The 12,218-nt window shown below is 71.9% G+C and carries 1 protein-coding gene; it reads left to right on the top strand.

Annotated elements, in window-relative coordinates; all coding sequences use genetic code 11:
• The gene (locus J5X86_RS23860; protein WP_208518797.1) at positions 1 to 12,198 is read left to right on the top strand and encodes a type I polyketide synthase; all 12,198 of its coding nucleotides are present in this window, start codon (positions 1 to 3) and stop codon (positions 12,196 to 12,198) included.
• Positions 12,199 to 12,218 lie beyond the last annotated feature (20 nt).

The raw sequence follows: 12,218 nt of genomic DNA, 5'->3' as shown, positions 1-12,218 counted from the left end.
ATGTCGGGTACCGAAGAGAAGCTCCGCCAGTACCTCAAGAAGGTCACGGCCGACCTGGGGCAGACGCGTCGGCGGCTTCGCGAGATGGAGGAGCGGTCACAGGAGCCGGTGGCCATCGTGAGCATGGCCTGCCGGTTCCCCGGCGGGATCACCTCGCCCGAGGACCTGTGGGAGCTGGTCGCCTCGCGCGGGGACGCGATCGGGGAGTTTCCCACCAACCGCGGCTGGCGTGCCGAGGCCCTCTACCACCCGGACCCCGATCACTCCGGCACCAGCTACGTCCGCCACGGCGGATTCCTGGACCGGGCCGACGGCTTCGACGCCGCCTTCTTCGGCATCAGCCCGCGAGAGGCCCTGGCGGCCGAACCCCAGCAGCGCCAACTGCTCGAAGTCTCCTGGGAGTTGCTCGAACGCGCCGGAATCGACCCCACCTCGCTGAAGGGCACCCCCACCGGGGTCTACGCGGGCGCCGGAATTCTCGGCTTCGGCACCCCGCAGATCGAAAAGAGCGCGGAAGGATATCTGCTCACCGGAAACACCCTGAGCGTCGTCTCCGGCCGAGTGGCCTTCACTCTCGGCCTGGAGGGGCCCGCGGTGACGGTGGACACCGCGTGCTCGTCATCGCTGGTCGCGATGCATCTCGCCTGCCAGGCGCTGCGCCAGGGCGAATGCACCCTGGCCCTGGCCGGCGGCGTGACCGTGATGACCACCCCGAACACCTTTGTGGAATTCTCCCGCCAGCGCGGCCTCGCCCCCGACGGCCGCTGCAAGCCGTTCGCGGCCGCCGCCGACGGCACGGGCTTCTCGGAGGGCGTCGGGCTCCTGCTGCTGGAGCGGCTGTCCGACGCACGGCGCAACGGCCACCAGGTGCTCGCCGTGCTCCGGGGCTCGGCCATCAACCAGGACGGCGCGTCCAACGGGCTGACCGCGCCCAACGGCCCGTCCCAGCAGCGGGTGATCCGCCAGGCGCTGATCAACGCCCAGCTTTCCTCCGCCGAGGTGGACGCGGTGGAGGCACATGGCACGGGCACCACGCTCGGCGACCCGATCGAAGCCGAGGCCCTGCTCGCCGCGTACGGCCAGGACCGGCCGGAGGACCGCCCGCTGTGGCTCGGCTCGCTGAAGTCCAACATCGGCCATACGCAGGGTGCTGCGGGCGTGGCCGGTGTGATCAAGATGGTGATGGCGCTGCGCCATGAATTGCTGCCCGCCACGTTGTACGTCGATGAGCCGACCCCGCACGCGGACTGGTCCGGAGGCGCGGTGCGGCTGCTCACGGAGCCGGTGGAGTGGCCGAGCAACGAGCGGCCGCGCCGGGCAGGAGTCTCCGCGTTCGGGATCAGCGGCACCAATGCGCATGTGATCGTGGAGCAGGCGCCTGAGGGGGTTGTGCCGGGGGTGGATTCCTCTGGTGTGGGTGGGGTGGTGCCGTGGGTGGTGTCGGGGCGGAGTGTGGAGGCGTTGCGGGGGCAGGCGGCGGCGTTGGCTGAGCGGGTGGAGGGTGCGTCCGAGCTGTCGTCGGTGGATGTGGGGTGGTCGTTGGTGACGACGCGGTCGGTGTTTGAGCATCGGGCGGTGGTGGTGGGTGAGGGCTGTGGCGAGTTGGTTGCGGCGGTGGGGGCGTTGGCGGGGGGTGTGTCGCATCCGGGTGTGGTGGAGTCGGGTGCGGCGGTGCTGGTGGGTGATGTGGGTCCGGTGTTGGTGTTTCCGGGGCAGGGTTCGCAGTGGGTGGGGATGGGTGCGGAGCTGCTGGAGGTGTCGGCGGTGTTCGCGGCGCGGGTGGGGGAGTGTGAGCGGGCGCTTTCGCCGTATGTGGACTGGTCGCTTACGGATGTGTTGCGGGGGGCTGATGGCGCTGCTGATCTGAGCAGGGTGGATGTGGTGCAGCCGGTGTTGTGGGCGGTGATGGTGTCGTTGGCTGCGGTGTGGGCGGGGTATGGGGTGCGTCCTGTGGCGGTGGTGGGTCATAGCCAGGGTGAGATCGCGGCGGCTGTTGTCGCGGGAGCGCTGTCGTTGGAGGACGGCGCGAAGGTGGTGGCTCTGCGGAGTAAGGCGTTGCGGCGGTTGGCCGGTGGTGGGGCGATGGCGTCGCTCGGTGTCGGTCAGGAGCGGGCGGGTGAGTTGCTCTCCGGTCTGGGTGATCAGGCGGCTGGTGTAGGGGTGGCGGCCGTCAATGGGCCCTCTTCCACGGTGGTTTCGGGTCCGCCGGAGCAGGTGGCCGCTGTGGTGGCGGTGTGTCAGGAGGTGGGGGAGCGGGCGCGGTTGATTGAGGTGGATTATGCCTCGCATGGTCCTCAGGTGGAGGAGATCCGGGAGGAGTTGAATGAGGTTCTGGGTGGTGTCCGTCCGGTTGTTGGTGGGGCGGATGAGGTGGCGTTTTATTCGACGGTGACCGGTGAGCGGGCGGACGCTTCCGTCCTGGACACGGGCTATTGGGTGGCGAATTTGCGGGAGCGGGTGCGGTTTGCCGATGCGGTCGAGGCGTTGCTGGCGGATGGGCATCGGGTGTTCATCGAGGCCAGCAGCCACCCCGTGCTGACTCTCGGTTTGCAGGAGACGTTCGAGCAGGTGGGTGTGGATGCGGTTGCGGTGCCCACGTTGCGTCGTGATCACGGTGGGCAGGCTCAGCTTCTGCAGTCGCTGGGCCAGGCGTTCGTTGCTGGGGTCGAGGTGGACTGGCGGGCCGCGTTCCCGGCCGACCCCACGCCTCGTACGGTCGATCTGCCCACGTATGCCTTCCAGCACCAGCGCTATTGGATGAACGGCTCGGGCGCTGTCGGCGACCCCAGCAGCCTCGGCCTCGTCGCCGCGGACCATCCCTTGCTGGGCGCCGCCGTGGAGCTGGCCGATGAAAGCACCCACCTGCTCACCGGGCGTATCTCGGCCGGTGGCGGTGACGACTGGCTCGGCGAACACATCGTGGCGGACGCCGTCCTGGCCCCGGGCGCGGCGCTGGTGGAGTGGGCGCTGCGGGCGGCCGACGAGGTCGGCTGCGGTGGGATCGAGGAGTTGGCGCTACAGGTGCCGTTGGTGCTGCCGGAGTCGGGCGGGTTGCGCGTCCAGGTGGTGGTGGGCGCCGCGGCGGAGGACGGGCGGCGCGATGTGCGGATCTACTCCCGTCCGGACGGCGAGGCCGACTCGGGCGCCGATGTGGGCTGGGTGTGCCACGCCGAAGGGGTGCTGAGCCCGGCACCGGAAGGTGCGGGCCAGTCGGCCGAGGGACTGGGCGGAACATGGCCTCCGGCGGGTGCGCAACCGGTGGATCTGGAGGGGTTCTACGAGCGTTCCGAGGCGTCCGGCTATGCGTACGGGCCGTCGTTCCAGGGGCTTCGCGCCGTGTGGCGGGACGGTGCGGACCTGGTGGCCGAGGTGGCGCTGCCCGAGGCGGCGGGGGACGCGGAGGGCTTCGGTATCCACCCGGCGCTGCTCGACGCGGCCCTGCATCCGGCTCTTCTGCTCGACACCGGATCCGAGCGGGGGCGGGACGGCGGCCAGGTGCTGCTGCCGTTCGCGTGGAACGGGGTGTCGTTGTGGGCCGCTGGAGCGAGCACCGTACGCGTACGGCTCACCCCGCATCGGGATGGCGCCGAGGGCGAGCGCGGGCTGCGGCTGGTGGTGGCCGATGCCGTGGGCGACCCAGTTCTGACGGTCGACTCCCTGGTGACGCGACCGGCGTCCGTAGAGCAGTTGCGGGGGGCCGCGGCGGCACGTGGTGTGGACGGCCTGTTCGTTCTGGACTGGATCCCACTGCCGCAGCCCACAGGAGCCGATGGACCGGTGGTCGATCGCGACACTTGGGCAGTGCTGGCGACCGAGGGGGCGCATCCGGATCTGGAGGCGTTTCTCGCGGGGCTCGATGACGGGAAGCCGGTTCCGGCCGTGGTTCTCGCCGAGTTCTCGCGCTCGGACGCCGACTCCGCGACCGACATGGCGGCTGCTGGTCTGGCGGTGGCGCAACGCGCCCTGGAGCTGGTGCAGAAGTGGCTGGCCGAGCCGCGACTGGCCGATGCCCGGTTGGTCGTGGTGACGCGTGGCGCGGTTGCCGTCGCCGATGCCGAGGGCGGTACGGATGTGGCCGCCGCCGCGCTGTGGGGTCTCCTGCGGAGCGCTCAGGCCGAGAACCCGGGGCGCTTCGTTCTACTCGACGCTGACCCCGACCTAGACCTGGACCTCGGCGTCGACGTCGTGTCCGGGCGTCCCGCCGGCAGCCTGCGGGACGCCGTCGCGTGGGCGGTGGACCTGGATGAGCCGCAGTTGGCCGTACGCGATGGACGGGCCTGGGTGCCACGGCTGATCCGTGCCTCCGCCGACAGCGGTCCGGAGGAGCGGGACACCCCGGCGGGGCTTGTCCCTGACGGCACCGTGCTGGTGACGGGCGGCACCGGCACCCTGGGCGGCCTGGTGGCCGAACATCTGGTGCGCACGTGGCAGGTCGGCCATCTGCTCCTGGTGAGCCGTCGCGGGCCGGACGCCCCGGGGGCCCACGACCTGGCCGCCCGCCTGGAAGGGCTGGGTGCGCGGGTGCGGATCGCCGCCGTGGACGTCACGGACGCGTCGGCGGTGGCCGAGCTCGTGGCGGGGGTCGAGGCCGAGCACCCGCTGACCGGTGTCATCCATGCCACGGGGCTGCTCGACGACGCGGTGATGACCTCCCAGACACCCGAACGGCTGGCCCGGGTGTGGGCGGCCAAGGCCACGGGCGCGGCGCATCTGCACACCGCCACCGCCGACCTTCCGCTGTCCCTGTTCGCGATGTTCTCGTCGGCCGCCGGGGTCATGGGCAGCCCGGGGCAGGCCAACTACGCGGCGGCGAACGCCTTTTGTGACGCCCTCGCCGCACACCGTCAGGCCCGTGGCCTTCCCGGGCTGTCGGTGGCCTGGGGCCTGTGGGACCAGTCCAGCGAGATGACCGGAAAGCTCGCCGCCACGGACCGGGCACGGATGTCCCGCTCGGGTATCGCCGCGATGTCCAGCGAGAAGGCACTGGGCCTGCTCGACGCCGCCTGTGCGCAGGGCGGCCCCCTGTGTGTCGCCGCCGCCGTCGATCCGGCCGGAGTGGCCCGTGGGGACCTTCCGGCGGTGTTGCGGGGGTTGGTGGCTGGTCGGGTCGGGCGGCGGTTGGCGGCTGGTGGCCTGTCGGCCTCGGGGTTGGCGGGGCGGTTGGTGGGGTTGGGGGTTGGTGCTCGGTTGGATGTGGTGGTGGAGGTGGTGCGGGGTGGTGTGGCGGTGGTGTTGGGGTTTGGTTCTGCCAGTGAGGTGCGGGTGGATGCTGCGTTTAAGGAGTTGGGTTTTGATTCGTTGACGGCGGTGGAGTTGCGTAATCGGTTGTCGGTGGTGACGGGGTTGCGGTTGCCGGCGACGATGGTGTTCGACTATCCGACGCCTCGGGTGCTGGCGGAGTATCTGTGCACCCGGCTGACCGGCGAGACCGCCGGGTCGGCCGCGCACACGCCCGTCGTGGCGGCCGACGCGGATGAGCCGATTGCCATCGTCGCGATGACCTGCCGGTTCCCGGGTGGGGTCAGTTCGCCGGAGGAGCTCTGGAATCTGGTCGCCTCGGGCCGTGACGCCATCGGGGAGTTTCCGACCGGCCGAGGCTGGGACCTGGACGGCCTTTTCCACCCCGATCCTGACCACCCCGGCACCTCGTACGCGCGCGAAGGCGGGTTCCTGTACGACGCCGATGCGTTCGATGCGGCGTTCTTCGGGATCAATCCGCGGGAGGCGCTGGCCACTGATCCGCAGCAGCGGTTGCTGTTGGAGGCGTCGTGGGAGGTGCTGGAGCGGGCGGGGATCGACCCGGTGTCGTTGAAGGGCAGTCCGACCGGTGTCTACGCGGGCGTGATGTACCACGACTACGCGGCCGGGCTCAGCGGCGGTGACGCGCGGCTGGAGGGCTACGCCATGCTGGCCAGTTCGGGCAGCGTGGTCTCGGGCCGGGTGGCGTACACGCTGGGCTTTGAGGGTCCTGCGGTGACGGTGGATACGGCGTGTTCGTCGTCGTTGGTGGCGATGCATCTGGCGGCGCAGGCGTTGCGGCAGGGAGAGTGCACGCTGGCGTTGGCCGGTGGGGTGACGGTGATGGCCACGCCGGATGTGTTCACCGGTTTCTCCCGTCAGCGTGGTCTGGCCCCCGATGGCCGGTGCAAGCCCTTCGCGGCCGCCGCCGACGGCACCGGCTGGAGCGAAGGCGTGGGCGTACTGCTGTTGGAGCGGCTGTCGGACGCGCGGCGCAACGGTCACGATGTCCTGGCGGTGATCCGTGGTTCGGCCGTCAATCAGGACGGTGCGTCGAATGGACTCACCGCGCCGAACGGCCCCTCACAGCAGCGAGTCATCCGCCAAGCGCTGACGAGCGCCGGGCTGGCGCCGTCCGACATCGACGCGGTGGAGGCGCATGGTACGGGTACGACGCTGGGTGATCCGATCGAGGCGCAGGCGCTGCTGGCCACTTACGGTCAGGATCGCCTTGCCGGGCAGCCGCTGTTGCTCGGCTCGATCAAGTCCAATATCGGGCATACGCAGGCGGCGGCGGGTGTGGCGGGTGTCATCAAGATGGTGCAGGCCATGCGCCATGGAATGCTGCCTGCCTCTCTGCACATCGATGAGCCGAGCCCGCATGTGGACTGGGACAGCGGCGCTGTGCGGCTGCTGACCGAGGCGGTGGAGTGGCCGAATGGTGAGCGACCGCGCCGGGCTGGTGTGTCCTCGTTCGGCGCCTCCGGCACCAACGCCCATCTCCTCCTGGAGCAGGCCCCCGAGCCGGTCGAGCGTGTCAGCACCGAACCCGTGATCTCCCCCGACATGCGGGCGGTGCCATGGACGCTGTCCGCGCGGAGTGCGGAGGCGCTGCGCGGCCAAGCCGCCGCGCTGGCCGAACGCGTCGCCAGCTGCCCGGAGATGCCGACGGTCGAGGTGGGCTGGTCACTTGCCACCACGCGATCGCTGTTCGAGCACCGGGCGGTGGCGTTGGGCGATGACCGCGCCGAGCTGTTGGCCGCCGTGGAGGCACTGGCGAGCGGTGAGCCACATCCGGGTGTGGTGCTCCCTGCCAGTGGCGCGGTGACGGGCAAGACGGTGTGGCTTTTCAGCGGTCAGGGCAGCCAGCGCCAGGGGATGGGGGCCGGGCTGTACGAACGGTTCCCGGTGTTCGCCACGGCCTTCGACGAGGTCTGCGGCCTGCTCGACCCCCACCTGGAACATCCGCTCCGCGACGTGGTCTTCCACGGTGTGGCCGAGCGGCCGGGGCTGCTGGACCACACCATCTACGCCCAGGCGGGGCTGTTCGCCCTGCACATCGCCCTGGCCCAACTGCTCGACTCGGTCGGAGTACGCCCCGACGCGGTCATCGGCCACTCCATCGGCGAGATCGCGGCAGCCCACATGGCCGGGGTCTTCGACCTCCCCGATGCCTGTCGTCTCGTCGCTGCCCGCGCCACCCTGATGGGAGGGCTTCCCGAGGGCGGAGGCATGGCCACCATCGCGGCCACCGCCGATGAACTCGCCGAGGACCTGGCCCGATACGAAGGCCAGGTGGGCATCGCCGCCCTCAACACCCCTGGCAACACCGTCGTCTCCGGCCCGGTCGAGCTGGTCGCCGATATCGGCGCCACCTGGGCGGCCAAGGGCCGCAAGACCAGGACCCTGACCGTCAGCCACGCCTTCCACTCCCCGCTGATGGACCCCATCCTGGAGCCGTTCGCGCAGGCCATCGACGGCCTGACCTTCCACCGGCCCACCCTCCCAGTGCTCAGCAACCTCACCGGTGAGCCGGCCGACGAGGAGATGGCCACACCGGGCTACTGGGTGCGCCACATCCGCCAACCCGTACGCTTCCACCCCGCCATCGCTCATATCGCGCCCGAAACCGGCGTCTTCCTCGAACTCGGCCCCGACCCCGTCCTCGCCACCGCGACCCAGCACACCCTTCAGCACCTCACCCCCGACGAGGCGACGACCGACGCCGACGCCGATGAGGACGGAGCCGGGGCCGGGGCCGGCGCCGAGCGGCCGACTCCGCTGGTGACGGCCACCCTGAGCCGTAAACGACCCGAAGTGCACGCATTCGGCCACGTCCTCGCCCAACTGCACACCCATGGCACCGATGTCGACTGGGCCCACTGGTTCCCGGCCGACCCGGCGCCTCGGACGGTCGACCTGCCCACGTACGCCTTCCAGCGCGAGCGCTACTGGCTGGCCCAGGGCGGTGGCGTCGGGGATGTGGGGGCCGCCGGGCTGCAGCGGGTGGAGCATGCGCAGCTGCCGGCGGCCGTCGGGCTCGCCGACGGCGGGCTGGTGCTCACCGGCCGGATCTCGGCCGGTGGCGGCGCCGGGGGCTGGCTGGCCGAGCATGTGATGGCGGGCGCCGTGCTGGCGCCGGGCGCGGCGCTGGTGGAGTGGGCTCTGCGGGCCGCCGATGAGGCGGGCTGCGGCGGGGTGGAGGAGCTGGCGCTCCAGGTCCCGCTCGTGCTGCCCGCGTCCGGTGGGCTGCGTGTTCAGGTGGTGGCCGGCGTGGCCACCGAGGACGGGCGGCGTGATGTGCGGGTGTATTCCCGGCCCGACCGCGATGTCGAGCCCGGTGCCGAGCCGGGCTGGGTATGCCATGCCGAGGGCGTCCTGAGTCCGCCGTCCCCGCAGAGCCCCGCGCGGGAGCCGGTGGACGCGCCGGGCCGGGCGTGGCCCCCGGTGGGCGCGGAGCCCGTACGGCTGGACGGGTTCTACGAGCGCGCCGCAGCGTCGGGATACGCCTACGGGCCGTCGTTCCGTGGCCTGCGGGCCGTGTGGCGGGACGGCGAGGACCTCCTGGCCGAAGTGGCGCTGCCCGAGGCCGCCGGAGACCCAGAGGGATTTGGTATCCATCCGGCACTGCTGGATGCCGCGCTCCATCCGGCGTTCCTCCTCGACCGGCCCGGGCAGGAGCACGACGACGGCCGGGTGTGGCTGCCGTTCGCCTGGAACGGGGTGTCGCTGTCGGCGGGCGGTGCCACGACCGTACGGGTCCGGCTCTCGCCCCAGGAGCAGGAGGCGGGTGGCGCCGAGGGCGAGCGCGGTCTGCGGGTCGAGGTGGCCGACGCACTGGGCGGTCCGGTGCTGACCGTCGACTCGCTGGTGATGCGACCGGCCGACGTCGACCAACTGCGCACCTCCGGCGGGCTCGAGGTGGGCGGGCTGTTCACCCTGGAGTGGACGCCCCTGCCCGTCCGCGCACCGGACACCGGCGCCGGACTCCAGGAGGCCGATCCGGCGGACGGCGGCGAGTGGGTGGTTCTGGGCCGGCAGGAGTGTGGGTCGATCGTGCCGGGCGCGGTACACCATCCGCATCTGGAGGCGTTGGTGTCCGCCCTCGACGGTGACGGCCCCGCCCCCTCGGTGGCCGTCGCGTATCTGCCCGCGCTCGGCGGCCCGTCCGGCGGGGACGCGGGTACGGACCTGGCGGCCGCCGGTCTGGCGGCCTCGGAGCGGGCGCTGGAACTGGTGCGGGGCTGGCTGGCCGAACCGCGGCTGGCCGAGACCCGGCTGGTGATGGTCACGCGGGGCGCGGTCGCGATCGACCCCTCCGAGGCGGTCGACACCTTCGAGGCGGACGGCGCCTCCGACACGGACGGCGCCGGAGACGGCGGCCTGGACGTGGCCGGGGCCGCCGTGTGCGGGCTGGTGCGCAGTGCGCAGGCGGAGAACCCGGGGCGATTCCTTCTGGTCGATCTCGACCCGGACTCCGAGCCGCTCGAAGAGAGTGTGCGCAGCGCCGTGGCCTGGGCGGCGCACCTGGACGAGCCGCAGGTCGCGCTGCGGGCGGGGCGGCTCCGGGTGCCCCGGCTGATGCGTGCCGGTGGCGTGAGCAGCGGGGGTGTGGCCGCACTGGTGGGACAGCCCGCATGGCGGCTGGAGCTGACCGGCGCGGCCACGGTGGAGAACGTGAAGCCGGTGCCGTGTCCGGAGGTGCTCGAGCCCCTCGGACCGCGTCAGGTGCGGGTGGCGGTGCACGCGGCCGGTATCAACTTCCGCGACGCGCTTATCAGTTTGGGCATGGTCCCGGGCCAGACCGGGCTCGGTGGCGAGGGCTCCGGTGTGGTGCTGGACGTCGGCCCCGAGGTGACCGGGGTCGCGGTGGGCGACCGGGTCATGGGGGTCTTCGACCGCGCATTCGGCCCCACGGCGGTGACCGACGCCCGCATGGTGGCGCCCGTTCCCGCCGGGTGGACCTCTCCGCAGGCGGCCTCGGTGCCGGTGGCGTTCCTGACCGCCTGGTACGGGCTCGTGGAACTGGCCCGGCTCCAGGCCGGGGAGACGGTCCTGATCCATGCCGCGACCGGCGGTGTAGGCATGGCGGCCATACGGATCGCCCGGCATCTGGGGGCGGAGGTCTACGCGACGGCGAGCCCCGGCAAGCATGAGGTGCTGGAGGCGATGGGCATCGACGAGGCGCACCGGGCCTCCTCACGCGATCTGGACTTCGAGGAGGTGTTCCGCGAGGCCACCGGCGGGCGTGGTGTCGATGTGGTGCTCAACAGCCTCGCCGGACCCTTCGTCAACGCCTCCCTGCGGCTGCTGGGCGAGGGCGGCCGGCTGATGGAGATGGGCAAGACCGACCTCCGTGACCCCGAGCGCGTCGCGGAGGAGTACCCCGGGGTGACGTACCAGGTCTACGACCTGATCACCGACGCCGGGCCCGAACACATCGGCCGGATGCTGGGCGAACTGGGCGAGCTGTTCACCACCGGAGCCCTGTGGCCGCTGCGGGTGCGGACGTGGCCGCTCAGCCGGACACGTGAGGCGCTGCGCCATCTCAGCCAGGCCAAGCACACCGGCAAGCTGATCCTGGACGTCCCCGCCCCGGTGGACCCGGACGGCACCGTCCTCATCACCGGTGGCACCGGCACCCTGGGCGCGCTGGTCGCCGAACACCTCGTACGTGTCTGGCGGATCGGGCATCTGCTGCTGGTGAGCCGCCGCGGCCCGGAAGCACCGGGCGCCCGGGACCTCGCCGACCGGCTGACCGCCCTGGGCGCGCGGGTACGGATCGTCGCCGCCGATGTCACCGACGCGGCAGCCGTGGCGGAGCTGGTGGAGGGGGTCGACCCCGGGCATCCGCTGACCGGAGTCATCCATGCGGCGGGTGTGCTGGACGACGCGGTCGTCACCGCGCAGACTCCCGAGCGGCTGGCGCGGGTCTGGGCGGCGAAGGCCACCGCCGCGGCGCATCTGCACGCCGCGACGGCACATCTGCGCCTGGGCGCGTTCGTGCTGTTCTCGTCGGCCGCCGGGGTCATGGGCAGCCCGGGGCAGGCCAACTACGCGGCGGCCAACGCCTTCTGCGACGCGCTGGCGGCCCACCGTCAGGCCCTTGGCCTGCCGACGGTCTCGGTGGCCTGGGGCCTGTGGGCCGAATCCAGCGAGATGACCGGCGGCCTCGCCGACGCGGACCTGGCCCGGATGACCCGCTCGGGCATCACCGCGATGGCCGCCGACCATGCCCTGCGGCTGCTCGACGCGGCGGCCGAGCACGGCGGCCATCAGCTGATCGCGGCGGATATGAACACGCGTGTCCTGGCCGCCCAGCCCGCCGACGGCCTCCCCGCCACGCTCCGCGCCCTCGCCGCATCGGGCGCAGGTGGCGCGGCGACGCGGCGTACGGCGGCGGCAGCCGATGCGCGGCCGGACGACTGGGCCGGGCGGCTGGCGGGCCTGTCCGCCGCGGAACAGCACCGCGCGGTCCTCCAGTTGGTCCGTGGCCATGTGGCCACCGTGCTCGGGCATGCCGACGCCGAAGCGGTACAGGCCGACACCAACTTCAAGGAGCTCGGTTTCGATTCCCTGACCGCCGTCGAACTGCGTAACCGGCTCGCCGCCGCCACCGGTCTGCGCCTGCCCGCCGCCCTCGTCTTCGACTATCCGGAAGCGGCCGTGCTCGCCGACTACCTGCTGGAACGCATCGCCCCGGCGGTCGGCGCCGCCACGGGCCGGGACGGCGCCGATCCGGTCCTCAACGAACTGGCCAGGCTCGAAGCCACCCTGATCGGCCTCGAGATGGAAGAGGACGATTCGGGGGCGGTCACGGCACGGCTCGAAAGCCTGCTGGCGAAGTGGAAAGCGACACGAAAGCCGGCGGAGGAAGAAATGACCGCCGCGGAGAGGCTGGAGTCCGCGTCCGCGGCCCAGGTTCTCGACTTCATCGACAACGAACTGGGTGTGTCCTGAATGTGCCGGGCGCGACGATC

It is taken from the genome of Streptomyces sp. NEAU-YJ-81, from assembly GCF_017592595.1.
Lineage (GTDB): Bacteria > Actinomycetota > Actinomycetes > Streptomycetales > Streptomycetaceae > Streptomyces > Streptomyces hygroscopicus_B.
This window is presented reverse-complemented; position numbering and strand designations above follow the sequence as displayed.

Coding starts and splice junctions, on each gene's coding strand:
- J5X86_RS23860 (WP_208518797.1), top strand. CDS start 1: ATGTCGGGTACCGAAGAGAAGCTCCGCCAGTACCTCAAGAAGGTCACG.